This window comes from Moritella sp. (assembly GCF_033791185.1).
Taxonomy (GTDB): domain Bacteria; phylum Pseudomonadota; class Gammaproteobacteria; order Enterobacterales; family Moritellaceae; genus Moritella.
In genome coordinates this window covers 1-24,804 of the sequence record NZ_JASJHF010000191.1, presented here as the reverse complement: position 1 = coordinate 24,804, position 24,804 = coordinate 1, and the positions used below count along the sequence as shown (strand labels likewise).

Below are 24,804 nucleotides of genomic sequence, written 5' to 3'. Positions count from 1 at the left end.
CGTATCGACCACGCCCATTACAGCCATTAGCAGGTGTTCGCACCTACTAAAACCAGATTTAAGGATTTATTATGATAACTTGGACCCCAATTATTGCCAAAAATAAACTCACCCCAGACGCTGGTGTATGTGCATTAGTGAATGGCAAACAAGTGGCGATCTTTTTTGACCGTAAAACCGATCAGCTGTTTGCTATTGATAACTACTGCCCAGCAAGTAAAGCTAACGTATTATCCCGCGGCTTAATTACTTCAGTTAAAGATGTGCTAACCGTTTCATCGCCATTGTATAAAGAACATTTCTGTTTAACGACGGGTGATTGTCTTGAAGATGATACCTTATCAGTCCCAGTTTATGCAGTACGTGTCACTGATGGCATGGTGGAAGTAACGGCATAATGGCTAACGCCGTATACGCATAATCGATATTGTTTACAAAAACCATTTACAGGCAGTCATTTACAGGAAGCATTATGTCTCCATGGCACTTACAGGGCGGCGCCACCTTTACCATAGGTCAGCGCTCGGTCGCAGGCATAAAAGCCCAGAATGAAGATGCTATAGGGATCCGTATCCCAGATGATTTACTGCTCACTACCAAAGGCGCGGTTGCCATCATCGCCGATGGTGTCAGCGCAGCGGAAGCCGGTAAAGAAGCCAGTGAAACTTGTGTACATAATTTCTTATCTGATTATTACTCTACCCCTGAAACCTGGTCCGTTGGCAAATCAACCGGTCAGGTATTAACCGCGCTCAACCGTTGGCTATATAGCCAAGGCCGGCAGTTTACCGATGCCCAAAAAGGTTACTTAACCACGCTCAGTACTATCGTATTTAAATCCCATTCTGCACATTTATTACATGTTGGTGATTCACGTATTTATCGGCTACGCCACAATAACTTCGAACAGTTAACCCGAGACCACACCACAGTCGTCAGTAGCAAACAATCTTATCTGGCCAGAGCCATGGGATTAGATGTCACCCTTGAAGTAGATTATAAAGAAGTGGAGTTACAAGTCGGTGATGTATTTTTATTATCAACCGATGGCTTGCATGACTTTGTTAGCAATAAACAATTACGACACATTATTCAGCAAGTAAATAACAGCAAACATCCTGATTTTGAAGCCTGCTGTGAACAGTTAATCCAACAAGCTCTGACCAATAACAGTAATGATAATATCAGTTGTCAGTTGTTACGTATCGACTCTCTACCCAATCAGAGCGCAGAAGATGTGCATGTTCACCTCGCCTCAATGCCTTTCCCACCGGCACTGCGTAAGGGATTATCCATTGATGGCTTAAAAGTCATTAAAGAGCTACACGCCAGTAGCAGCAGTCATTTATATTTAGTCGAAGATAAGGAGACTAAACAGCAATACTGCATGAAAGCGCCTTCGGTAAACTATATCGATGATCCGGCTTATATCGAACGTTTCACTATGGAGACTTGGATTGGGTCACGCTTGAATAACCCGCATATACTAAAAATTGTCGAAACCAATAGGCAAAAAAGTCATCTCTATTATCTTATGGAAGTGATTGAAGGCATTACCCTAGAGCAATGGGTAAGTCAGCACCCTAACCCACCAATCCAGGATGTACTAAATATTGTCGAGCAGGTGATTAAAGGCCTACGGGCATTTCACCGTAAAGAAACCCTGCATCAAGATTTGAAGCCGGGTAATATTATGATCGATAACAATGGTCAAGTTAAGATCATTGATTTTGGCTCTTGTTTCGTCAAAGGTATTGCAGAGATTGCCACGCCACTACAACGGGATAAGATCCTCGGCACCGCGGCTTACTCCGCCCCAGAAACGGTGATTAATGGTGACAGTACCGCGCAATCAGATATATTCGCTATCTCGGTGATTATCTTTGAAATGCTCACTGGTAAGCAGCCTTTTAACGGTAAACTCGAAACCTGCCGCACCCAAAAGGCCTATCTCAATACCAAGTATATTCCTGCTTATGAATACAACCCGTTAGTACCATTTTGGTTGGATGGCGCGATTAAAAAAGGCCTACGTTTCGATCCTAACAAGCGTCACGCCGATGTCTCTGAACTGCTATATGAATTACAGCACCCGAATCCTAAATATAAGAATAATCGCAAACAAACCTTGATTGAAAAGAATCCGGAACGCTTCTGGCAAGTGATCTCGTTATTACTGCTGTTTGCTCTATGTATCTCGTTGTTTAGTTAATATAAATAACATCTACACAATACCGTCCCTATTTTACTCCAAACTATATTTTGCTATCTTTTAATATCTGCAATTATCGGTATGCACTAAAAAATCGCATTGAAGGACGTGTACTTATATTACGACAGAACCTCTCAACACTTTGATATTCTCAGAACCTATTCGTTTATTCAGTTTAACAAAACAATCTTTTCATTTTTTAGCTCATTATCAAATAAATCTGACCTCATATAATGACTACTATGAACTGCCGTAATTTAAATAAATTACGTTATTAGACAAAATAGAGGATGAAATAATGGTATCAACTGAAGAAACGGTGAGAACCAAAATTGCTGCAAAAATGAGTAACGCAGCAGATTTATTTATGTCTTCTCTTCGCCCGAACCAACGATCCACCGCAGTATGGAACTTTCCTTCGAATACAGAGCGCACAATGTGGTTCTATACACCCAGTGATCACGGTGGTTTGACGCTTGCAGAAATGAATGCTCATCAGCAATCGCTGGCTTTCAATCTCCTGGCGACTGGACTTTCAGAAGCCGGCTATGCCACTGTTACGACGATTATTGGCTTAGAAAACATCCTCGATCGTATTGAAGGCCATAGCCTTGAGCCTGGTCAGGGACGCTTTAGGGATCCTAGCCGTTATTATCTCCGTATTTTTGGTGATCCTAATGGCATGAATTGGGGTTGGCGCTTTGCTGGGCATCATATTTCAATCAACAATACTATTGTTGCTGGCCAACTAGCGTCAGCAACACCCAGTTTCTTAGGCGCAGATCCAGCAACAACGCCACTGCTGGGTGCGCATATGTTACGCCCCCTCGGTTCCTTACAAGATACTGCATTTGACCTGCTAACAAATTTTAGTGATCAGCAGCAATCCAAAGTTGTGATCTCTCCCATCCCACCTATCGACACCGTCGGAGGTAATCGCAGTTCGATTGATGTGGGACATCATCCTATCGAACCTAGACGACTTGCTGATGTTTGGCGACAAAAATTTCACGGCCGACAACGTGATCATTTTGAGCGTGTTCAAGATTTACTCGAACAACAGATCGGCCTCACCCGTAAACATCGTAAGGCAGTTAGTTTTTCTTCGATTCCCAAGGGGTTAGCTGCTGCAGATATGAATAAACATCAACGAGATATTCTCATCGAACTAATCAATCTCTATGTTGGACGCTTACCAGATGAGATCGCAGACCTTGAATTAAGAAAGGTTACCGGTGACCGATTTGATGAGTTGCATTTTGCTTGGGCGGGTGCAGTCCGTCCTGGAGAGCCTAGTTATTATCGAATTCAGGGTGAAGGTTTGGTTATAGAATTTGATAACACCCAACGCAATGCTAACCATATTCACAGTGTTTGGCGTGACCCCAAAGGGGATTTCAGCACCGATTTGCTAGCGCAACACTACGTCAAAAGTCACCATCATGATTAACAGTATATTAGATTACCACACAGGAGTTATCGTATGAACGCCATTGATGTTTACTTGGATTTTACCTGCCCGTACTCTTATATCGGGCATCACCGCATCGCAGAAGCCATCCGATTGAATGCAAGCGCTCCTAACAATGTACAATATCGCGCCTTCCAATTAAACCCAAATTTACCAGAGGCAGGTATCCCACGTGCAACCTACAGAGAAAGAAAGTTTGGCTCAATGGAAGAATCACGCCGACGTGACAACATCGTAGTAAATATCGCAAACAATGAAGGCCTGAAGATTAATTTCGATAATATTTCGCTCACACCTAACACACGACGTGCCCATCGTGCGATCAAGATAGCTGAAGCTCAAAGCAAAGATTCATCAGCGCTATATGACCAGATTTTTTCCGCTTATTTCACCAAAGGTCAAGATATTGGAGATACTCAAGTACTCATAGAGCTGGCTGCAAAATTAGACGTTACGCTTACGGAAGAACAACTCAATAGCAATGCCACGAATATTGATAAAACCATTGATAAGGATATTGCAGATGCTCACTCGGTAGGATTAACCGCTGTACCTTTTGTTGTGGATAGCAAAAATGCAACACACATCAGTGTTACCAACGCTGTTTACGCATTGACAAAAAACAACTAAAACACTGAAAAAATGGATTTTTATCTGGCTTTGGTGTTGGCATATAGATTGCTGCTACTGCAATCATGCTTGTCGGTGAGCGAGTATCACATTTAGTGGTAAGTAAATGGCTTGGTGCTGGCATTGCAGCATCGGGAGTTGCACTAATGATGGTGTCGTAGTTTACTCATTTCCCCCTGCAACCTACATTTCACTTTCCCAGTGATTATTATAGGTATCAGCGAGGTGCATTCTAATCGCTAAGCATAAAAAAGCCCTATACCAGCAATCTGATATAGGGCTTTAACTATCTTGTCTCTTAGCAATACGATTATTCTAAAATAACCGTTCAGCCAAATCAAAAATTATTTATTCGAGATAAAACCAACCGCTTCATAGGCTTTCGCTAATGTTGGTGCAGCGCGCTCAGAGGCTTTCTCAGCACCGATACGCATGATACGGTTCAACTCTGTCTCATCAGCACGTAACTCGTGGTAACGCGCTTGAATAGGCTCAATCATAGCGACAACAGCGTCAGCGGTATCCCCTTTCAAGTGACCATACATTTTATCTTCGTATTCAGGCACAAGATCAGCAATTGGACGTTTTGTGGCAACAGAAAGCAGGGTTAATAAGTTAGATACACCCGGCTTTTCTTTGTTATCAAAGTAAATACGCGCTTGCTCATCACTGTCTGTTACTGCACTTTTCAATTTCTTAGCAATCTGCTTCGGCGGATCTAATAACTTGATATACGCTTTTGGATTATCATCTGATTTCGACATTTTCTTCAACGGATCTTGCAAGCTCATGATGCGAGCACCCAGTTTTGGGATCATCGGTTCTGGCACTTTAAACACGTCACCGTAGATATTATTAAAACGCGTCGCAATAGTACGTGCTAATTCTAAATGCTGCTTTTGATCGTCGCCTACCGGCACTTCGTCAGCTTGATAAAGTAAAATATCTGCTGCCATCAATACAGGGTAAGTATATAAACCTGAATTACTGCTGCTCGAGTTATTCGATTTATCTTTAAACTGGGTCATGCGGTTTAATTCACCCATCTGCGTATAGCAGTTAAGTAACCAACTCAATTGCGCATGTTCTGGAACTTGAGATTGTAAAAAGATAGTCGACTTTTCAGGGTCTAAACCACATGCAACATACATTGCGAGGCCTTCAAGCACCTGAGATCTGAACTCTTTCGGGTCTTGGCGTACCGTAATGGTATGTAAGTCCGCAAGCATAAAATGACAGTCGCTGTGTTCCTGCATGTCCAGCCATTGGTTGATGGCACCAATATAGTTACCAATCGTCATACTACCAGAAGGCTGAATACCACTTAATACCACAGGCTTTGTCATATATTTATTTCCCAATCTCTTAATTTTTCAATTGTGGGCAAGCGCATCGACTTACCCAATCATGTTTATGTCGTTACGTTTTATGTCGTTACGTTTTATGTCATTACGCAAGGTAATCGATTACTTCAATTTCACTGCAGCTAATAGCTCACTAATATCATCAGCGACGAAATTAGGATTACTGTCGCTAATTGGAATACCGTAGTTATAACCATAAGTTAAACCAAAGCTAGTAAAGTTCGCAGCTTGTGCGGCAATAATATCGTTTTTAGAGTCACCCACCATTAACGCATCATCTGCAGTCAATTGGTAATGTTCCAGGCAATGTAATAGTGGTAATGGATTTGGTTTTTTCTCAGCCAGAGAATCGCCACCCAGTACCACTTCAAAAAACTCGCTAATACCCGATAATTCAAGTACTGGGGTCGTTTGAACCATAGGTTTATTGGTAACGATCGCCAGTTTAAAGCCCGCATCACGCAATGCAGTGAGGGTTTCTTTTACATTTGGATATAGCACACTGTGCGTATATACATTAGCAGAGTAGTGTTTTAAAAATGAAGCCAGTGCATCATTAAATAATGCTGGGTCAAGATCATCAGCGATATTTACACTGCCTGACAATGCACGTTTTACTAATATCGGCGCACCATTACCCACCCAACCCCGCACTTCATCTTCAGAGAAATGAGCACGGTCAAAATCACTCAGCATGCAATTAACTGCCGCTGCAAGGTCCGGTACACTATCAACAAGGGTACCGTCTAAATCAAAACAAATAAGCTTAAACATTGGCTTTCTCTAACTCCGAACGCATTTCATCAATGACTTTTTTATAGTCTGCTTGGCCGTAAATCGCAGAGCCCGCCACAAACATGTCTGCGCCCGCTTCTGCAATTTCACGAATGTTATCTACTTTAACGCCACCATCAATCTCGAGAATAATATCACGACCACTGGCATCAATTAATTTACGTACATCGCGTAATTTTTGTAATGTAGCAGGAATAAAACTTTGCCCACCAAAACCAGGGTTTACTGACATCAGCAGGATCATATCTAACTTATCCATCACATAATCTAAGTGATGTAGCGGTGTTGCCGGATTCAATACCAGTCCCGCTTTTAAGCCGTGTTCTTTGATTAGTTGCAAAGAACGGTCGACATGATCAGATGCTTCCGCATGAAAAGTGATCATTGTTGCGCCCGCTTTGGCAAATTCATTAATCATGTGATCAACAGGACGCACCATTAAATGCACATCAATAGGCGCGGTAACACCGTGGTCACGTAAGGCTTTACAGATCATAGGGCCAATCGTTAGGTTGGGTACATAGTGATTATCCATCACGTCAAAATGGATGACGTCGGCACCAGCAGCCAGCACAGCATCGACTTCTTGACCTAAGTTAGCAAAATTTGCCGATAAAATAGAAGGGGCAATCAGAAAGTTTTTCATTTGGCATGCTCTCAGTTGTTGTTATTCCATTACTCTGCGTAAATCTTACCCTAAGTTAGCCCCTAGGGTAAAATAATAAAACCAGAATAATACTGACAACGGAGGATTGACCGAGGAATATAAGACGATTAATTCAAATCAGCGCGAGTTTAACGATACAACGCGAGTAATTCGTCAACTTTATTACGTTTACCGGCATTACGACTAATAGTTCGCTTTACCTGCACGACTTCAAAAGTAGAGCCATGATAAAGTTCACGCGTTAGCGGAATATCATGGTTTGAGATCAATACTGGAATCTTTCGCTGTTGTGACGTTTCGCGAGACACCTTCGCCAGTAATGCTTGGTCATCTAAGCTAAAGCCATTACTTGCATACGAAGTAAAACTTGCCGTGGTACTTAGCGGTGCATACGGAGGATCACAGTAAACCACATCATCGCTGTTTAAACGCTTATAAACATCCGCATACGATTCACAAATAAATGTGGCTTTTTTTGACTTTTCGGCAAAGAAACGCAGTTCCTTCAAGGGGAAATAGGGTTTTTTATAAGAACCGAATGGTACATTAAAACCACCTGATTTGTTATAACGGCATAAGCCATTAAAACCATGGCGATTCATGTATAGAAACATCAACGAACGCTGATAAGGATCGCTGGTTTTATTAAAGGTTTCACGAATTTTATAATAACGTTCTTTATCATTAAATTCAGGGGTAAAGAAACGCTGCGCATCGGCAATAAATTGCTCAGGCTTTTGCTGCAGGATCTTATACATATTAATCAAATCAGGATTAATATCATTTAACAGGTATTCGTCATAATCAGTATTTAAAAATACTGAAGCAGCACCAACAAACGGTTCAACTAAACGCTTACCTGTGGGTAATTTTTCACGTAGATGATCAACCAGAGAATACTTACCTCCGGCCCATTTTAAGAAGGCTCGCGTTTTCTGCATTTGTGACTTATACCACTAAATAAAAGGGGGCCGATTGTACATGGATTACAGCTAAATTGCGCTGTTTATTTATAAATCGCTTTGGATTTGAGCGAATCGTTTCAGCCAAGGTTTATCTTTCTGTACTGCCGCGGGTAATTTCAGTTTCGCCGCATTCGCTTGTTCAACACTGGTAAAACTACCATAAAGAACGACATACCAAGGTTTGTTGTTACGTTGCGTTTGATATGTGTTGATATTTTCAGGTAATTCATTCTCGCTTAGGTACTGTTTTAGCTGCGTTTCACTGCTTAAACCCGCGATCTGAAATGTATAATTTTTAGCCGGTTGCGCCATCACCCAAGCTTTATCTGTTGCTGTTTTAGACGTGCTTGTAACTGCATTTTGCTTGGCGAGCATCTTATTCACCGCGGCATCATCAATCACTACACGTTGCTTTTGCTTTGCTAGACTCGGTTCAACCACTGCAGGTTCGGTAAGCGTGATCGTTTGACCTATCTCTGTGGGTAATTCGTCATCCCAATCACTGGCTAACATTGGTGCTGCACTGGCATCGGCCACACTTGCTGTATCCGCATTAATAGCATCTTCTTGCGTCATCACCGCTGGATTAGCGAAGGACTCATCCACGACGATCTCAGCCGCTTGTTGTTGCTCTGTTTGATAAGCATCATATAAAAATGATCCTGCACTACCGAGCAATAACACAGCAGCAATAATTGCCGCTAAGTAAAATGATTTATGCGCCGACTTTGTCGGCTTACTTATCGTATTAGCTGCTGAAGTAGGGTTATATACCTGACCTTGCATAATCGCTTGCGCACATTTGACTAACTCTGCAGGATTACCATGACAGGCTTCAATTTGACGATTAATCGCATCTTGATTGACGAATGTAGGCTTATAACCAGCTTGATTAAATTGTTGTTCTACAAATTTTACAGCGGCTTGCTGATCGAGTACGGTCATTTCCAACTCCAATACATTGGTTGCTGATTTTGCAAATTGCAGCATAGTGATATCAACCCACTGACGTTCTGCAAATAAAATGATATTGATTTTAATGTTAATTCTATTATTAAGACGTAGTTCTACTAATTGTGCAAATTCGACAATGCTGCTAGCCGATAATGCCATCGCATTATCAATGCAGATCGTCAGCTCATACTCGAGTTGCTCTGCAAGTAAGGGTAAACTATCCACCAGTGAGACCTGGGCATTAAAAATACCATCATAGCTAATCTGCTGTAATAATAGCGTTCTCAGCGCAACATCATCATGGCACTGCTGTGCATCAAGGGTAATGGTTTTCTGATTAAAATCTGATTCTACATAATTACGTAATACCGTTGACTTACCTGAACCTGACTCACCGCTTACCAGTAATAAATGTGAAGAGAATTGTGTGAGATGACGCAGCCGTTCACACAGCTGCGTTTGAGAATAAATTTCAGTTTGAACTGAATAGTGCACTAGGATCCGCCTGATTATGGAAGTTCACCACATCACGTAATGTGTTTTCAGTGACTGTCGATAACACTTCAGCACTACCAATCGACGTTGGTAGAATGAAACGAAGTTGACCATTAAGTACTTTCTTATCACGCTTCATGTGCTGCATAAATGCATCAAAATTCATTGTTGCAGGCGCCAATAAAGGTAATTCTGCCGCAGTAATTAGCGCGGCGATACGACTTACGTCAGCGTTGGTCAATAAACCCATTACTGCCGATGTCTGCGCAGCCATGATCATGCCAGCAGCCACTGCTTCACCGTGTAACCAAACACCATAACCCATTTCAGCTTCAATCGCATGACCATAGGTATGACCAAGGTTAAGCAGCGCACGTAAGCCATGCTCTTTTTCATCAATGGCAACAATTTCAGCTTTAATTTCACAACAGCGATAAATTGCATACTCTAATGCCACGGTATCAAGTGCCATCAGTGCAGCGATATTTTCTTCTAACCAAACGAAGAAGTCAGCATCATAAATGATACCGTACTTGATCACTTCAGCTATACCAGCCGCCAGTTCGCGTCGAGGTAAGGTAGCTAAACAGTCCGTATCAATAAAAACAGCATTGGGCTGATAGAAAGCGCCAATCATATTTTTACCCAAGGGATGGTTAACTGCCGTTTTACCGCCAACCGAGGAATCAACTTGACTCAACACAGTCGTCGGGATTTGGATAAAGGGGATACCGCGTTGGTAACAGGCAGCCGCAAAGCCGACCATGTCACCAATAACACCACCACCGAGAGCAATTAACGTGGTATCACGTCCACAATTCTCAGTCAGCAGCGCGGTAAATATTTCATTTAAAGTATCTAAGGTTTTAAATTGCTCACCGTCAGAAAGAATAATACTGTCAAATTCATAGTCATGTAACAATGCTTGAACACGTTGTAAATACAACGGTGCAACCGTATCGTTGGATATCACGACGACTTTATTGGTTGTTATTGCAGACTTAAATTGCTCTGCTTGCGTTAATACGCCTTCACCAATATAAATAGGGTAGCTCCGCTCACCCAGTTCAACAGTTAACCTTTCCATGTGACCTCAATTAAAAATCCAATAACTTTATAATTTGATTCGCAACAACTTTAGCGCTTTGTTCATCTGTTTTAACTGTAAAGTCAGCAATCTCTTCGTACAAAGGATTACGTGCGTCAGCTAATGTTTCCAAAACTTCACGTGGTTCGTCAGTTTGCAGTAAAGGGCGACGTTTATCGCGTGACGTTCTTACTAGCTGCTTATCAATAGTTGTTTCTAAATAAACAACTACACCACGAGCAGAAAGATAATTACGACTTTCTTTACTTAAAATTGAGCCACCGCCCGTTGCTAACACAATACCTTGCTCTTGTGTTAGATCGTCAATTACTTCCGCCTCACGAACTCTAAAACCAGCTTCACCTTCAACATCGAATACCCATGAAATGTCAGCACCAGTGCGGCGTTCAATCTCATGATCCGAATCGATAAAGTCTAAATGCAACTGGCTAGCTAGTTGACGACCAATTGTGCTTTTACCTGCGCCCATCGGGCCTATTAGGAATATATTACGTTTTTCAGCCATTTTAACTCTTCAATAAATCTAAAGTAATAACACCCTTTTTCTTAGGGGGCACCAGACCTACCTATAAAATGTCCTCTTGATTGTAGCAACCAGTGATGAGACATTTTGGCAACAGCCAAAATCAGCAACACCCGGTAAAAAAACCAGGTGATGACATTTCAGGCAGAAAAAGACCGCTATTTATATAGTTTTTGCGGCCTTTTGTCAAAGGTAGGTTACAACGTATCCACTACCACTTTTGGTGTAACGAAGATTAACAGCTCTCGTTTCTGGTTGATATTCTTGGTACTACGGAATAATACCCCCAACCAAGGGATATCACCGAGAACCGGAACTTTCGTTACAATCTTTTTAATTTCATGCTTAAATATACCACCTAACACCACAGTTTCGCCATTTTCAACCAGTACTTGGGTGCTAATAACTTGGGTATCAATCGATACAGCTTCACCACCCACGGTCTTAACATCATCACCACGAGTATCTTGATTTATTTTCAAATCTAAGATAATTTTATTGTCAGGCGTGATGTGCGGCGTTACTTGTAATCCCAATACTGCTTTTTTAAACGCAATAGAGGTTGCACCACTTGAACTCGACTCAACATACGGAATCTCCGTACCTTGCTCAATATAGGCTGATTTTTGGTCCGTGGTGGTAATTCTTGGACTTGCAATCACTTCCGCTTTTTGTTCCGCTTCTAAAGCAGAAAGTTCTAAATCAAGTATCTGCCCATTCGCTAATTCGGCGATCTGAAAAGCAATAGAACCAGCCGGAGATGCAACAGGCAAATTAACATTGAGACGATCACCAATCGCAGGAACATTTCCTCCTGCTAAAGAATCATTGCCCTCAATAGAGCCCGACGTTAAACCAAAACCACTACCAATATCGGTACTGCCACTGAAACCCCAACGGATCCCGAGTTCATCATCTAGGTTATCAACCACAGAAACCATCCTAGCTTCAATAATTACCTGACGTACAGGTACATCAAGTATATCAACAATACGTCTTACATTGGCAATAACTGTCACCGTATCTTTAATCAATACGGTATTGGTTCGTTCATCAAAACTCACCGATCCGCGTGATGATAACAGACTAGAATCTTTTTGTGACAAAAGCTTGGTAATATCAGCCGCTTTAGCAAAGCTAATTTGAATAAACTCAGATTGTAACTCGGCTAAATCTTCCACTTCTTTCTTACTGACAAGATCACGACGCTCTAAGGCGGCGAGCTCATCAGCAGGTGCAACCATCAATACATTACCATCAAGTTGCTTACTTAAACCTTTCACTTTCATCACAATATCAAGCGCTTGTTCCCATGGTACACTATCTAAACGCAGGGTGATATTACCATTCACAGAATCGGTGGTAACTAAGTTAAATTCATTAAAATCAGCAATTAACTGCAATACCGTACGTACGGGAATATCTTGGAAGTTAAGCGAAATAGCTTGTCCTTGGTATTTACTGCTTTTTTCATCTGGGTCTTTCTTGGTAATTTCGATGACAAAGATATTATCCGCTTGATCATAACGGTAATCAAAGTCATCACTGACCTCTAACTCAAAAGCTGTCACCCCTTCATCATGAAAAGTTTCAACCGCGGTCACCGGTGTACCAAAATCAGCTACATCTAAAATATAGAGTAATTTTTTCAAAATAGCCGTACTGTGAAATTCTGCAATTAATTTTTTGCCCTTACGTTTAATATCAACGGCCATTGAGCTATTTTTCATGGTCAAAATTAATTTACCGCTGCCATCATTACCAGTTCTGAAATCAATACCACGTACCTGATTAACAAAACCACTAAAGTCTTCTTCCTCATCCTCTTCTATTAGCATTATATCTTCAATATTAGGGGCTTGGATAGTTACTTGACGACCATCTTTGGTCACTAACAAAGCTGGACTCACCGTTGCAGCGGGCGCATCGACATTATCAATAACAGGGGCTGCTGGCAGTACCGAACTATTACCGGCGGTGGCAATCGAAGGCTCAACAGCAAGTACTAATGCAGTGTTAGCCGCGCTATTCCCTGCAATACTAGGGACAATAACATCACTGACAGTCCCCCCAAATGTAACGATTAAGCTATTGTCATTGAGCACCATTTGGTATGGCATCAACTCATCGAGGGCGATAGTGATTTTAAGGCCTAAATCAACACGTTCTGCTGCCACATTTAATACATTGCCTTGTTCGATAACCACCGGGTTCAATAATAATGTTGAGCTAGCATCTGGTACTAAAATAACCAGTTGATGCGGTGAATATTGGAGTTTGTCTGCATATTCAACCACATTTTCACTAAATTCTAACTCAAGTTCCAATTGCCCTTCGGCTAATGAGTTTAAGTGAATTTGTTTAAGTTGTGGCTCAGCAAAACTAAAAGCAGAACATAAAAGTGTGGTACATAAAGCCAATACCTTGGCGATATTGCTACATATTGCATATGATTTAGTCATTTCATCATCCCTGAAAATGGCTTAACTGTTTGTATTAATTGCTATTAAGTGTTGTCTTTACTGCTATTAACTATGACCTTGGCTACCAAGGGTGATTTGGGTGGTGCGAACTTGCCAACATCCCTTACCCGTTAATATCAGCTCAGACAATTCGATATAATTTTTGGTTATGTCGAGTATTTCACCGTGATTAAGTCCAATATAATCACCTGGTGAAACACGAAATATCTCTCCTGAACTTGCTTTTATTAACCCCCACAGGTGTTCATCACTGCCGAGAGTGCCATGCATATTTAAATTATCTAACGAATAAGTTTCCAATGGTCCTTTACTACGGGAAAAGTTTGGTTGCGGGCAATTTTGTGGAAACGGTGTTTCTGCTTTTACCGATTCTGGGCGTGGATTCGAAAAGGGGTTACGCGCGCCCGTTTCCGAATAACGCAGTGCCATAAAACTTTCCATGTCCGGCACATTTTCAATTAAATTACTTTTTCTATTTTTAACTTCGTTAATATAATCAACAAGATCTGGATTATCCGCAGTACAACCCACTACCGTCCACGCGACCAAAATTAAGCTACCAATACGCTTCATTTGTCCCCCTTATAACGATAGGTACGGGCAATCATATTTACTTTGAGTAATTCCCCTTGTAGTTTGGTGATAGTGAAATCTTCTAACGTTACGATCCGTGGTAAGGCGGCAATATCACTGGTAAACTGACCTAGTTGATGAAAGGTACCAATAACTTCAAGACTCACTGGAACCTCATAAGAGAAATCACGTTTGACCTCTTTTAACCATTTAAATTTACGCAGCTGCAAGCCATTATGCTGACCGATATAACTTAAATCGTCGAGCAATCCAGCGGTCTCACTTTTGGAAGGTAATTGTCTGAGCATATTATTAAATAAATTTTCCATTTCAGACATTTGCTCTGTATATAAGCCTAAATTACCGGCAAGACTCGCTTTAGCTTCAAATTGTAATTTTAAATTTGCTTCTTTCTTTTCAATATTTTCCAGTGCTTGCAACGACGACGCAATAAACATCCAATAGAATAAAGCGGCAATTAATACGCAAAAAATAATATTAATGACAATTTTTGCTGGTTTAGGCCAATTGCCAAGATCTTCAAGATCAAGCTCATTTAGCTCTTGTAGGTTCATCTTAACTGCCCCCATCTGCCAGCATAGGTGTGACAGAGAATCGCATTTCAAAACGATTCCCCTCTGTATCAGACAGCGCCACAATTGAATCTAGCGTGCCATCACGAAGCCAACTGGATTCTTCAATATTACGCAATAATACCGCCAAGCGGGTATTCGAATCACTGGTGCCGTTAATTTTGATAATGTCATTTTTAAAAGTCAATTTTGCAAGATTGACGCCTGCTGGCACTAATTGCGGTAAGGTATTCATTAATTGTGTAGGGGTATTACGACTGCGTTGCAGGCTTTGAATTAAATCAATACGCTCTTGGAGTTTTTCTTTACGTCCTCGTAGTTCTTTAATTTTGCCCAGTTTGATATCGATGATCTGCATTTCTTGCATAAGTAATGCATTGCGTTGTTGTTGATTATCAATAAAACCACCAATAATCATATTCAGCATAATCATGACGAATAAGGTCGCAGCAAGATTGGTGGCGCTTAAAGTGAAAAAACGTTGCTGTCGGTATTTTTTGTCGGCTTCTCGCCACGGTAAAAGATTAATCTTTGACATTACAACGCCCTCATCGCTAAGCCTAGTGCCACCATGTAACGTGGGCCATTAGCGATAAGGCGCGCTTTATCAGCAACCTCTTCGCCGTACTCAAACAGGGTAAAAGGGTTAGCGACTCGCGTAGTAATACCTAACTCACTTTCAACTTGTTGTGCTAATTCGAATATTAATGCAGAACCACCACTGAGCGTGATCATATCTATTTTTTGTAAGGTGCCAGAATTGGTAAACAACTGCACATTACGGCGGATCTGTTGGATACAGACGGTAATATAAGGCGCTAATACATCAATATCATAATCCAGAGGCAACTGCTGGGCGAGTTTCATCTTTTCAGCTTCATCACGCTTCAAACTATAATGTTCGCTAATCGTGCGGGTATAATTTTCACCACCAAAATTTTGCACCCGAGAATAGATCGACTCCCCTTGGTGCAGCATTGAAAAAATGGTCATATTTGTACCAATATCAATCGCGGCCACGACTTTACGGTCATCTTGTAAGTCGGCCAAGCGTAAGTACAAATCGTGCGATCGCGCTAACGCATGTGCAGCCACATCAACAATTTGGGGGGTAAAATTGTTTTCTTCTAGACAACCCGCTAATGAGGCAACGCTTTCCGTGCGAGTCGCGCTCAATAACACATTATGTTTGCCTGGATTGTTATCATTGACACCTAATATTTCAAAATCGAGACTTATTTCATCCAGCGGGAAAGGGATTAAACTTTCCGCTTCCAGTTCAATGTGCATTTCCAGCTCGGGGCCCGAAAGGTCGGTATCAACATAAATAATCTTCGTAATAACATTCGTGCCAGATACGGCAGTAGCAGCTTGTTTATAGCGGAAAGGAAAATCTTGACGCACGTGTTGCAACACATTAGTTAATGCTTCTATATCTTGCAATTGGTGATCAACGACACATCCTTTTGGCGTTGCTACCTCTGATACCATATCTACCACATAATGCTCTGATCGCTTAGACAGCGCTAGGGCTTTTACGGACGATGATCCAAAATCAACTCCGATCATTGCCACTGTCTGATTCCTTTTAAACAGCTTTAGCATAATGATCTTCAACTCTATGTAATAACAATGACTGTAACTTGTTAATTATTCGTTACATTTAGAGCATACAGGCTTAAATCTCTGAGGTCTATCATAAACAACTCGTACTAATTCACAAAACAGAGATATAATGATCGATTATTAAGAAATTATTGTGAGCATTATTGTGAAATGGATTAAACGATTATCCGTATTTTTATTCGTTAGCGGACTGCTCGGTGTAGGAAGCATTATTGCACTATATTTCTATATCAAGCCAGAGCTGCCTGATGTTAACGCATTAAAAACCATACAGTTACAAACTCCAATGAAGGTCTTTAGCCAAGATGGCAAACTGATCTCTCAATTTGGTGAGAAACGCCGGATCCCCATTGAGGTTGATGATGTTCCACCTTTGATGATTAAAGCCTTTCTAGCCACCGAAGATAACCGTTTTTACAGCCATCCGGGCATAGATCCAATCGGTATTGTGCGTGCAGCCAGTATCATGATCATGACAGGTGAACGTAAGCAAGGTGCGAGTACCATTACTCAACAGGTTGCTCGAAATTTCTTTTTAACCCGAGAAAAAACCTTTATTCGTAAGATTAAAGAGATCTTTTTAGCTTGGCATATCGAACAAAATCTTTCCAAAGATGAGATATTGACCTTATACCTAAATAAGATCCCACTCGGTTATCGCTCATTTGGTATTGGCGCCGCAGCACAAGTCTATTACGGCAAGACGTTAGACGAATTAACGCTGGCGCAAATGGCTATTATTGCCGGTTTACCAAAAGCACCATCGGCATTAAACCCGATTCGTTCACCTGAGCGTGCTAAAGCCCGTCGTCATGTCGTATTATCGCGAATGTTAGACGAGAAATATATTACCCAAGCACAATTTGACGAAGCCAATAACGCGCCGATTACCGGTAAATACCACGGCGCAGAAATTGATTTGTCGGCACCTTATTTAGCTGAAATGGTGCGCAGTGAAATGATCAGCCGCTATGGTGAAGAGAAAGCTTATTCTCAAGGTCTCAACGTTTACACCACAGTACACAGTGATCGCCAAACAGCGGCCACGACGGCACTGATTAACAACTTGCTTAATTATGATTTACGTCATGGCTATCGTGGACCCTTGGGTCAAGCTTGGGCTAATGATGAAGTGCTTAGTACCGAAGAGCTATTATTATTATTAAAAGATAAACCAAGTTATAAACCACTACAGCCAGCAGTTATTACCGCAGTAACGGGCCAAACCGTCGAAGCATTATTAGCGAATGGCGAACAAGTAACAGTTAGTTGGGATGGTTTAAAATGGGCGCGTCCATTTATTTCTGATAAGAAACAGGGCCCAGCGCCAAAAACAGCGGCTGATATTGTCAATGCTGGTGATATCGTATTATTACGTCCGTACTCTCCAACAACACAACCAGCAACGCAACCTGCACAATGGATGCTAGGTCAGCTCCCTGACGCCAGTTCCGCTTTCATCGCCCTTGATAACAATGACGGTGCAATTGAGGCCTTGGTCGGTGGTTTTAATTACCAGCAAAGTAAGTTTAACCGTGTAACCCAAGCCGAGCGTCAAATTGGTTCCAACATCAAACCGTTTGTCTATTCTGCAGGTTTAGCACAGGGCGCCACACTAGCAACACTAATCAATGATGCGCCTATCAACCAACGCGATAAACGTGCAGGTACCGCATGGCGACCAAAAAATTCACCGCCAACTTACAATGGTCCAACTCGATTCCGTTTAGGCTTAGCACAATCAAAAAATGTCATGTCAGTGCGCGTATTCCGTCAAGTCGGTTTAAATAACGCCATTAATTACATGACTCGATTTGGGTTTGATAAAGCTAAGTTACCACGTGATGAATCATTATCACTGGGCTCGGCATCACTTACACCGCTAGAAGTGGCGGTTGCCTTTTCAACATTTGCCAATGGCGGCTTTAAAGTTGAACCTTACTTTATTGATCGTATTGAAGATGTGAATGGTGAATTAGTATATCAAGCAACGCCAAAACAAGCCTGTTTAGAGTGTGAAAAACAAGTTTCTCTGGGTACGGATAAGGCTGAATATTGGCAGACTATAGAAGGTGATGCACTCGCTCAATGTGATATCGCACCTTATGGCTCGCTACAATTAGCCCCCCGCATCATCACTGAACAAAATGCCTTCCTCATGCGTGACTTGATGGCGAGTGCAATTTGGGGTGGTGGTAGTTGGCGCCATAAAACCGGTTGGAACGGTACTGGTTGGCGTGCCGCGATCGCATTAAAACGACACGATCTTGGTGGTAAGACAGGAACAACAAACGAAGCAAAAGATGCTTGGTTCTCGGGCTTTAACCCAGACCTTTCAGCGACAAGTTGGATTGGCTTTGATGATCACAGTCGTGAGTTAGGCCGTGTTACGCGTAATATCAACCTAGATAAGCATCAAATTAGTGGTGGTGAAGCGGGTGCTAAAACAGCGCAACCAGCTTGGATTGAATTCATGCAGTACGCGCTAAAAGGTGTGCCAGTACGCCCGAGCATATTACCCGAGAATATTGTCCAAGTACGTATCGATCGTGAATCGGGCTTATTAACCCACAAGTCTGATTATACCTCGCGTTTTGAGTACTTTATCCGAGGTACCGAACCAACGGAATATGTGAATAATCAAGATGCTGATTCATCATTTGAGCAAATCGATGAACGCAGTGAAGAAGCTGAAGAGTCACTCGATGACTTGTTTTAAGCTGTATAGTTAAACGTTTTTATTTATATAGTTAAAATTAAATAGGTAAAAAATGGCGCGGCTTTATTTTAAAAGCAGCGCCATTTTTATGTCCCCACGTTTCGTATCATACAACTATATTTTAAACTATTGCTGCCGTGACTTGTTTGCTGATCACTTGCGCGATGTCGTTAAAACAAGGGCGTCTTACCGAGCCCTTACGATATAGTAAAACAATTTTACGGGTTGGCTCAGGCTCAACAAACTTTATATATTCAACACCTTCAGTGAATCTGGCACGTGGAATCGCGAGGTGTGGTAATAATGTCACTCCCGCTTCTGCAGCTATCATATGGCGCAATGTTTCTAGGCTCGTGGCTTTAAAACTCTGATCTTCTTCTGCACCAGCCGTAAAACAGTAATCCATTGCTTGATCACGTAAACAATGACCATCTTCTAACATCAGTACACGTTCACCGCGTAATTCGGACAAATCAACGCGCTCACGCCCCTTAAAGCGATGTGAACTAGGTACAATCAGTTCTAATGGTTCTTTATATAACTCAATATGACCGTATTTTTCCATGCCCGGTAAGTAGGCTAATAACAAACAGTCCAACTCACCTTCATCAAGCTGTTTTAATAATTCATGGGTCTGATTTTCATGTAAAAACATCTCTAAATCAGAAAATTTCTGCTTTATAGAAGGTACTATAAGCGGCAATAAATAAGGCGCAACGGTTGGAATCAAACCAATATGAATTGCGCCTGCCGTTGGGCTGGCGTAACTCTTAGCAATTTCTTTAATGGCTTTCGATTCCAATAATACCGTACGCGCTTGATCTGCGATCTGTTCGCCAGCAGGCGTGAACAATACCTTTCTTGATGTACGCTCAATTAAAATGACATCTAGTTCATCTTCTAATTTACGGATCTGTCCACTCAGCGTCGGCTGACTAACAAAACACTTTTCCGCTGCTTTCCTAAAATGCTTCAGTTCTTGCAGCGCAACTAAATATTCTAAATCTCTTAAGTTCATATCAACCCAACTTGAACGGTAAAAACAATTAAATACCAATTACTGATTTGTATATACTATCAATAAACACGTTCTTAATCATGAAAAAATCATAATAAATTGATCATAAATAAAATTTTTATAATCATTTGTGACAATTGCCACTTCTCAGCCGTGCCAATTATGGTTATTATCATCACCTTGCTTTTAATTAACATTTTCATAACATCAATGATTGACATGTTCTTTATACAAAAATAAAGCACCATTATTCAGTAACGGATTACTGTCGTAGCAATAATAAGGATTTTGTATGCACTTAAAAAAGTTAAGTTTCTTAACTATTTTTCTGCTGCCTCTCGGTTTAACGGGCTGTGGTAGTGATAACTTAGAAACGCTAAGTAATGGTTCTAGCGATAATTCAGGTAGTAATACCGATAATAGTAACGCTGGTTCTGATGACAATAATAGTGAGAGTTCAGAGAGTAGCACTGACGATAATACTTATACTGCCACTTTTGACATTACACCGCGGGTTATTCAACGTGGACAAACCTTCACCCTAAATTACCCTTTAGATAAACCCACCCCCTCTGCACTTAATTACAATTTCACGATAACAGGCACAGCGGTCATCGGCGCAAGTGAGGATTACAGCATGAGTAATTCATCAGTGCTTAGCTTTGCTGCAGGCTCTAGCAACGCAACATTGGTTATCACGACTTATGCCAAAGACGACGCATACGACGCTCGTACGCTAACGCTCACCTTTGCCGATTCAAGTGGTGATGAATTCAGCCAACCTTTTCTTATTACCGGCAATGTGTACCTTAATGATACTGGTATAACCGACTACTCTGATGGCAATGACTTTAATTTAGGTACACAACCAGGTAGTGCCCTCGCCTTACAAGATGCAGCATATGGACTGGATGTCATTATCAACCCGAGTGCAACCCTCAATGCCGGTGGTGATACTCAAGACCCTAGCAGCCGGTTCTATAAAAACAGCCGTGATGTTGATACTGCAAGCCAAGAATATAAAGGTAAAGCAGGATTTAGATTTGTAAAAGTAGCTGATAATGGCATGCCAGTGACAGCAAGCAGTAGCAGTTATAGCTGCGTAAAAGACCAGGTCACGGGATTACTTTGGCAAGTAAAATCTACCACCAACATACTAACTAACAGCGAAACAGACCCCGAACTCCCCGCTAAATACCAAATGGCTCAAGAGCGCCGTTACAATGCAGCTAACTTTAGCTACCCATGGGAAGTATCAGCATTATCCGGTGCTGGGCCGGGTTGGCATAATGGTTCATCAAACAATAATAATGATAGCTTTACAACGAACACCGATCCGACAGGATTTGCCAATGGCATATGCGGCTACAATAGCGGTTATGGTGATCGTGAATTTGATTTATATTGCGCTTCTGGTAGTTACGCTAACGAAACTAACTTCTTAAAAGTATGTGGGAAGAGTAACTGGGTAGTGCCAACGGTAGAACAACTACGCAGTATTATGAACTATGAACAAGTGAGTGATTACAGCACCATTGCTACTGACAAACATGCTCTGGATAAAACCTTCTTTGATTGTGCGACAGAAGACTGCGTGATTAATAATAACGGCGAAAATGGTTCGACTTACTGGACCAGCTCATCGGTAAAAGATTCTGAAGGTCTGGCTTGGTGTGTCAATTTAGAAAGCGGCACAGTGCAAACTTGTAATAAACAGGAATACCATAAAGTGCTTGTTGTTAGCAGTAATGTTCCGAGTGAGTTTTTCAATCCAGTAGCTGATGACAGCAACGAAGCAGAATAAGAGGCGATACCATAATGAAAAAAATACCATTGTTACTTATTTGTGCAGGGTTATTGAGTGCTCATACATTTGCAGCATCAGACCCAATAAATTTAAACTGTGATGCCAGATTACAACAAGATTATACCCCTGCAGATTTTATTGATAATCAAGATGGTACCGTCGCAGATCTACGAACCAGTCTAATATGGGCCAAGTGCACCATTGGACAAAATTACGACTTAGCTTTAAATACTTGTACTAGCAGTGGCGCAATCAGCTATCCGACTTGGGAAGCGGCATTACTTGCCGCAGGGGCTTATAGTGTTAATAATATTAACGACTGGCGATTACCCAATATTAAAGAACTGGGCTCGCTGGTCGATCGTAGTTGTGCCGCGCCCTCGATTAACCTCACGCTATTTCCAAATTCAATATCGAGTATTTATTATACCAGTACACCTTACAGAGGTGCTTCTGACAGCACGTTACCCTACTCTATTACACATTTAGTTTCTCGTGTGATCGATTTTTCGGATGGTACCGAAGTACCTTTTTCACGACATGACAGTTCGCTGACAACTTACGCGGTACGGGCAGTAAAAGGGGGTTACCGCTAATTCGCTAGCTAAAATCAACATTCAAGCTCAACAACGGCGAGCCTAAGCTCGCCGTATTATTATTTTCACCCAGTATAATTAAATAAGCTCTAATTCAACCATAGCAGCACGAATTTCATCTTTCGTGCCTTGGGTTAGCTCAATGACTGGTAAGCGACACTCAGCCTCACACAAGCCTAATAACGACACAGCATATTTAATACCTGCTGGACTTGTTTCTTTAAACATTAAATTATGTAACGTGATCAAACGATCTTGCAGTTTTCTTGCTTCAACATATTTACCTGCAAACGTTAGCTCTTGAACTTCTGCATACAGTTTCGGGGCAACGTTGGCAGACACAGAGATCAAGCCGTTACCACCAGATACATTATAAGCTACAGTGGTACAGTCATCCCCAGATAAGAAAGAGAAATCGCCCTTAATCAATTGGCGCTCTAACCAAGGACGCGAAAGGTCACCCGTCGCATCTTTAACGCCCACGACATGTTTCAGTTCAGCCATACGCGCTAACGTTTCTGGTTGAATATCGACAATCGCGCGACCAGGAATATTATAAACAATAATAGGTAAATCATTGTTATCGTTAATCGCTTTAAAATGTTGGTATAAACCTTCCTGACAAGGACGGTTGTAGTAACCAGCAACATGTAAGGTGGCGATAGCACCGGCAGATTGGGCGTGATTAGATAACATAATTGCGTCGGTTGGGTTATTTGAACCCGCGCCAGCAATAACCGGTAAACGCCCTGCAGCTTGGCTGACAACAATATCAACAATCTGACAATGCTCTTCTAATGACAAGGTTGGAGATTCACCAGTCGTACCAACTGCAACAATACCGTGAGTCCCCTGCTCGACATGCCAGTCAACGAGATTACGCAATGCTGGTTCATCAATTTTATTATTTTTAAACGGGGTAACCAAAGCAACAATTGAGCCTTTAAGTAATTCTTTCATTGCTGATTTATCGGTGACCGTCGGGTTAACACTCATAGAAGCTCCATTTCAGTTATAAAAAAACCTCGATTACATAAATTGCGGTCGAGGTTTTTATAGGGATTTATATGTTCTCGAATCACATGCTAGGCTGGCTTTAATTTGCCTTGTTTATATTGTTTTCGTTTTAAATTAAGCATGTGGAGTTCTCTTTTTGATGAAAAAAACATTTAAACGTTCATTATTTATCGTTTAATAATTCTTCATTCTCCGCAAAATGTCAAGCAGGATAATACATAAGCAAAATCAAACAAGACAATACCACGGCGGAAAGCTATACTCGTCGACCAAATTAAGTAAAGAGTCCAGACCCATGATCAGCAATAGCTACACCCTAGCAAGTCAATTACTCGAGCGTAATACAGCACATTTTGAAGACAAAGACCTGTTGATTGCGGGTTACATCGAAGATACATTCCCTACTGAATTAGCTAATATCGCTAAAAAAGTGACATTATTCAGCTACGATTATTCAGCTAAATTACATTATGATAATGTCAGTAATATTGATAATCATTGCTCTACAGAATATCAAGCAGTGAAGAAGCACCAAGTGGCCTTGATTTATATGTCAAAGTCAAAAGCAGAAGTAGAATACCTATTAGCTAACATCACCGAACATCTAGAAGATGGCGCAATGATCTTTATGGTTGGTGAAAACAACGCAGGTATTCGCAGTGCCAATAAATTCTTCGCCCCGTATGGTGATATTTGTAACAAACTAGATGCCGCACGCCGCAGCTCATTGTTTGTAACAGAATTAAATAAACCAGTAGCTAAATTTGTTCAAGATGACTGGATCACTACATTCCCAATAGCAGTGAATGGTGTTGATCTAACAGTATGTACATTACCGGGCGTATTTAGCCACGGTAAACTAGATACTGGTAGTAACATTCTGCTTAACAACTTACACAAGAAACCTTCAGGTCGGGTACTTGATCTTGGCTGTGGTGCCGGTATCATCGGTAGTTATATTGCCAAACGCTTCCCTGAAAGCAAAGTTGAAATGACCGATGTAAGTGCACTGGCGGTTAAATCAAGCCAACTAACATTAGCGGCAAATGAATTAGCTGGTCAAGCTTACCTTTCTGATGTGTTTTCTGATGTGAGCGGTACGTTTGATTATATTATTTCAAACCCTCCTTTCCATGCGGGATTGAAAACGCACTATGCCAGCACTGAGACATTCTTAAAAGAAGCTAA

Annotated in this window: 22 protein-coding genes; 8 read left to right on the top strand and 14 right to left on the bottom strand. The window is 41.4% G+C overall.

What is annotated here, in order from left to right; all coding sequences use genetic code 11:
- The first annotated feature begins 71 nt into the window (after nucleotides 1-71).
- From nirD to QNK26_RS11530, 4 genes are all read left to right on the top strand, one after another.
- A complete protein-coding gene (nirD, locus tag QNK26_RS11545; RefSeq protein ID WP_319223090.1) occupies nucleotides 72-398 on the top strand; it encodes a nitrite reductase small subunit NirD in 327 nt (108 codons plus the stop codon).
- A gap of 74 nt (nucleotides 399-472) precedes the next feature.
- Nucleotides 473-2,212, top strand: a complete 1,740-nt coding sequence (locus QNK26_RS11540) for a protein kinase domain-containing protein (RefSeq protein ID WP_319223088.1) — start codon at nucleotides 473-475, stop codon at nucleotides 2,210-2,212.
- 298 nt (nucleotides 2,213-2,510) lie between these two features.
- Nucleotides 2,511-3,662 carry a DUF3500 domain-containing protein gene (locus QNK26_RS11535; RefSeq protein WP_319223086.1) on the top strand — a complete coding sequence of 384 codons (1,152 nt, stop codon included), beginning with the start codon at nucleotides 2,511-2,513 and terminating at the stop codon, nucleotides 3,660-3,662.
- A gap of 33 nt (nucleotides 3,663-3,695) precedes the next feature.
- A complete protein-coding gene (locus QNK26_RS11530) occupies nucleotides 3,696-4,313 on the top strand; it encodes a DsbA family oxidoreductase (protein WP_319223084.1) in 618 nt (205 codons plus the stop codon).
- A 344-nt stretch (nucleotides 4,314-4,657) separates the two neighbouring features.
- Here QNK26_RS11530 and trpS read toward each other — a convergent pair whose 3' ends face one another.
- The 12 genes from trpS to pilM all read right to left on the bottom strand — a co-directional run bounded on the left by trpS (nucleotide 4,658) and on the right by pilM (nucleotide 16,402).
- The gene (gene trpS / locus QNK26_RS11525; RefSeq protein ID WP_319223082.1) at nucleotides 4,658-5,659 is read right to left on the bottom strand and encodes a tryptophan--tRNA ligase; all 1,002 of its coding nucleotides are present in this window, start codon (nucleotides 5,657-5,659) and stop codon (nucleotides 4,658-4,660) included.
- A gap of 120 nt (nucleotides 5,660-5,779) precedes the next feature.
- Nucleotides 5,780-6,451 carry a phosphoglycolate phosphatase gene (locus QNK26_RS11520; RefSeq protein ID WP_319223080.1) on the bottom strand — a complete coding sequence of 224 codons (672 nt, stop codon included), beginning with the start codon at nucleotides 6,449-6,451 and terminating at the stop codon, nucleotides 5,780-5,782.
- Nucleotides 6,444-7,118, bottom strand: coding sequence for a ribulose-phosphate 3-epimerase (gene rpe, locus QNK26_RS11515; protein ID WP_101064222.1), 675 nt, complete (start codon nucleotides 7,116-7,118; stop codon nucleotides 6,444-6,446). The genes QNK26_RS11520 and rpe overlap by 8 nt, the downstream gene beginning before the upstream one ends.
- A 149-nt stretch (nucleotides 7,119-7,267) precedes the next feature.
- Nucleotides 7,268-8,080 carry a Dam family site-specific DNA-(adenine-N6)-methyltransferase gene (locus QNK26_RS11510; RefSeq protein ID WP_319223076.1) on the bottom strand — a complete coding sequence of 271 codons (813 nt, stop codon included), beginning with the start codon at nucleotides 8,078-8,080 and terminating at the stop codon, nucleotides 7,268-7,270.
- A 69-nt stretch (nucleotides 8,081-8,149) separates the two neighbouring features.
- Nucleotides 8,150-9,553, bottom strand: coding sequence for an SPOR domain-containing protein (locus QNK26_RS11505; RefSeq protein ID WP_319223074.1), 1,404 nt, complete (start codon nucleotides 9,551-9,553; stop codon nucleotides 8,150-8,152).
- The gene (gene aroB / locus QNK26_RS11500; RefSeq protein WP_319223073.1) at nucleotides 9,531-10,640 is read right to left on the bottom strand and encodes a 3-dehydroquinate synthase; all 1,110 of its coding nucleotides are present in this window, start codon (nucleotides 10,638-10,640) and stop codon (nucleotides 9,531-9,533) included. The genes QNK26_RS11505 and aroB overlap by 23 nt, the downstream gene beginning before the upstream one ends.
- Before the next feature lie 10 nt (nucleotides 10,641-10,650).
- Nucleotides 10,651-11,166, bottom strand: coding sequence for a shikimate kinase AroK (gene aroK, locus QNK26_RS11495; RefSeq protein ID WP_319223071.1), 516 nt, complete (start codon nucleotides 11,164-11,166; stop codon nucleotides 10,651-10,653).
- 215 nt (nucleotides 11,167-11,381) lie between these two features.
- Nucleotides 11,382-13,646: a type IV pilus secretin PilQ family protein gene (locus QNK26_RS11490; protein WP_319223069.1), complete on the bottom strand. Its 2,265-nt coding sequence runs from the start codon at nucleotides 13,644-13,646 to the stop codon at nucleotides 11,382-11,384.
- 66 nt (nucleotides 13,647-13,712) lie between these two features.
- Complete coding sequence (locus QNK26_RS11485; RefSeq protein ID WP_319223067.1) at nucleotides 13,713-14,240, bottom strand: pilus assembly protein PilP; 528 nt, start codon at nucleotides 14,238-14,240, stop codon at nucleotides 13,713-13,715.
- On the bottom strand, nucleotides 14,237-14,815 hold the full coding sequence (locus QNK26_RS11480) for a type 4a pilus biogenesis protein PilO (RefSeq protein WP_319223065.1): 579 nt from the start codon (nucleotides 14,813-14,815) through the stop codon (nucleotides 14,237-14,239). The genes QNK26_RS11485 and QNK26_RS11480 overlap by 4 nt, the downstream gene beginning before the upstream one ends.
- Before the next feature lies 1 nt (nucleotide 14,816).
- Nucleotides 14,817-15,371, bottom strand: coding sequence for a PilN domain-containing protein (locus tag QNK26_RS11475; protein WP_319223063.1), 555 nt, complete (start codon nucleotides 15,369-15,371; stop codon nucleotides 14,817-14,819).
- The gene (pilM, locus tag QNK26_RS11470) at nucleotides 15,371-16,402 is read right to left on the bottom strand and encodes a type IV pilus assembly protein PilM (RefSeq protein WP_319223105.1); all 1,032 of its coding nucleotides are present in this window, start codon (nucleotides 16,400-16,402) and stop codon (nucleotides 15,371-15,373) included. Before pilM ends, QNK26_RS11475 begins: the two co-directional genes overlap by 1 nt.
- 202 nt (nucleotides 16,403-16,604) lie before the next feature.
- Between pilM and QNK26_RS11465 the strand changes: the two genes are divergently transcribed.
- Nucleotides 16,605-19,178, top strand: coding sequence for a PBP1A family penicillin-binding protein (locus tag QNK26_RS11465; protein WP_319223061.1), 2,574 nt, complete (start codon nucleotides 16,605-16,607; stop codon nucleotides 19,176-19,178).
- A gap of 121 nt (nucleotides 19,179-19,299) precedes the next feature.
- On the opposite strand, the gene oxyR is transcribed toward QNK26_RS11465, so the two are convergent.
- Entirely contained in the window at nucleotides 19,300-20,196 is an 897-nt protein-coding gene (gene oxyR / locus QNK26_RS11460; RefSeq protein WP_319223059.1) for a DNA-binding transcriptional regulator OxyR, read from the bottom strand.
- A gap of 292 nt (nucleotides 20,197-20,488) precedes the next feature.
- Here oxyR and QNK26_RS11455 point away from each other — a divergent pair, with 292 nt between their 5' ends.
- Both QNK26_RS11455 and QNK26_RS11450 read left to right on the top strand, forming a co-directional pair.
- On the top strand, nucleotides 20,489-22,000 hold the full coding sequence (locus QNK26_RS11455) for a DUF1566 domain-containing protein (protein WP_319223057.1): 1,512 nt from the start codon (nucleotides 20,489-20,491) through the stop codon (nucleotides 21,998-22,000).
- Between the two features lie 14 nt (nucleotides 22,001-22,014).
- Nucleotides 22,015-22,599, top strand: coding sequence for a DUF1566 domain-containing protein (locus QNK26_RS11450; protein ID WP_319223055.1), 585 nt, complete (start codon nucleotides 22,015-22,017; stop codon nucleotides 22,597-22,599).
- A gap of 78 nt (nucleotides 22,600-22,677) precedes the next feature.
- Here the strand turns inward: QNK26_RS11450 and dapA are convergent, their stop codons facing one another.
- Nucleotides 22,678-23,595 (bottom strand): 4-hydroxy-tetrahydrodipicolinate synthase, encoded by a 918-nt coding sequence (gene dapA / locus QNK26_RS11445; protein WP_319223053.1) that lies wholly within the window; start codon nucleotides 23,593-23,595, stop codon nucleotides 22,678-22,680.
- A 316-nt stretch (nucleotides 23,596-23,911) separates the two neighbouring features.
- Between dapA and QNK26_RS11440 the strand changes: the two genes are divergently transcribed.
- Nucleotides 23,912-24,804, top strand: an 893-nt coding sequence (locus QNK26_RS11440) for a methyltransferase (protein WP_319223051.1), incomplete at its 3' end; no start/stop codon positions are given.

Bases quoted from the DNA above. Each gene is read 5' to 3' on its own strand.
- QNK26_RS11475 (WP_319223063.1), bottom strand. From the start codon at position 15,371: ATGTCAAAGATTAATCTTTTACCGTGGCGAGAAGCCGACAAAAAATAC.
- QNK26_RS11455 (WP_319223057.1), top strand. From the start codon at position 20,489: ATGCACTTAAAAAAGTTAAGTTTCTTAACTATTTTTCTGCTGCCTCTC.
- QNK26_RS11450 (WP_319223055.1), top strand. From the start codon at position 22,015: ATGAAAAAAATACCATTGTTACTTATTTGTGCAGGGTTATTGAGTGCT.
- QNK26_RS11535 (WP_319223086.1), top strand. From the start codon at position 2,511: ATGGTATCAACTGAAGAAACGGTGAGAACCAAAATTGCTGCAAAAATG.
- aroK (WP_319223071.1), bottom strand. From the start codon at position 11,166: ATGGCTGAAAAACGTAATATATTCCTAATAGGCCCGATGGGCGCAGGT.
- QNK26_RS11510 (WP_319223076.1), bottom strand. From the start codon at position 8,080: ATGCAGAAAACGCGAGCCTTCTTAAAATGGGCCGGAGGTAAGTATTCT.
- dapA (WP_319223053.1), bottom strand. From the start codon at position 23,595: ATGAGTGTTAACCCGACGGTCACCGATAAATCAGCAATGAAAGAATTA.
- oxyR (WP_319223059.1), bottom strand. From the start codon at position 20,196: ATGAACTTAAGAGATTTAGAATATTTAGTTGCGCTGCAAGAACTGAAG.
- QNK26_RS11485 (WP_319223067.1), bottom strand. From the start codon at position 14,240: ATGAAGCGTATTGGTAGCTTAATTTTGGTCGCGTGGACGGTAGTGGGT.
- QNK26_RS11520 (WP_319223080.1), bottom strand. From the start codon at position 6,451: ATGTTTAAGCTTATTTGTTTTGATTTAGACGGTACCCTTGTTGATAGT.
- QNK26_RS11480 (WP_319223065.1), bottom strand. From the start codon at position 14,815: ATGAACCTACAAGAGCTAAATGAGCTTGATCTTGAAGATCTTGGCAAT.
- QNK26_RS11530 (WP_319223084.1), top strand. From the start codon at position 3,696: ATGAACGCCATTGATGTTTACTTGGATTTTACCTGCCCGTACTCTTAT.
- pilM (WP_319223105.1), bottom strand. From the start codon at position 16,402: ATGATCGGAGTTGATTTTGGATCATCGTCCGTAAAAGCCCTAGCGCTG.
- trpS (WP_319223082.1), bottom strand. From the start codon at position 5,659: ATGACAAAGCCTGTGGTATTAAGTGGTATTCAGCCTTCTGGTAGTATG.
- QNK26_RS11490 (WP_319223069.1), bottom strand. From the start codon at position 13,646: ATGACTAAATCATATGCAATATGTAGCAATATCGCCAAGGTATTGGCT.
- QNK26_RS11540 (WP_319223088.1), top strand. From the start codon at position 473: ATGTCTCCATGGCACTTACAGGGCGGCGCCACCTTTACCATAGGTCAG.
- aroB (WP_319223073.1), bottom strand. From the start codon at position 10,640: ATGGAAAGGTTAACTGTTGAACTGGGTGAGCGGAGCTACCCTATTTAT.
- rpe (WP_101064222.1), bottom strand. From the start codon at position 7,118: ATGAAAAACTTTCTGATTGCCCCTTCTATTTTATCGGCAAATTTTGCT.
- nirD (WP_319223090.1), top strand. From the start codon at position 72: ATGATAACTTGGACCCCAATTATTGCCAAAAATAAACTCACCCCAGAC.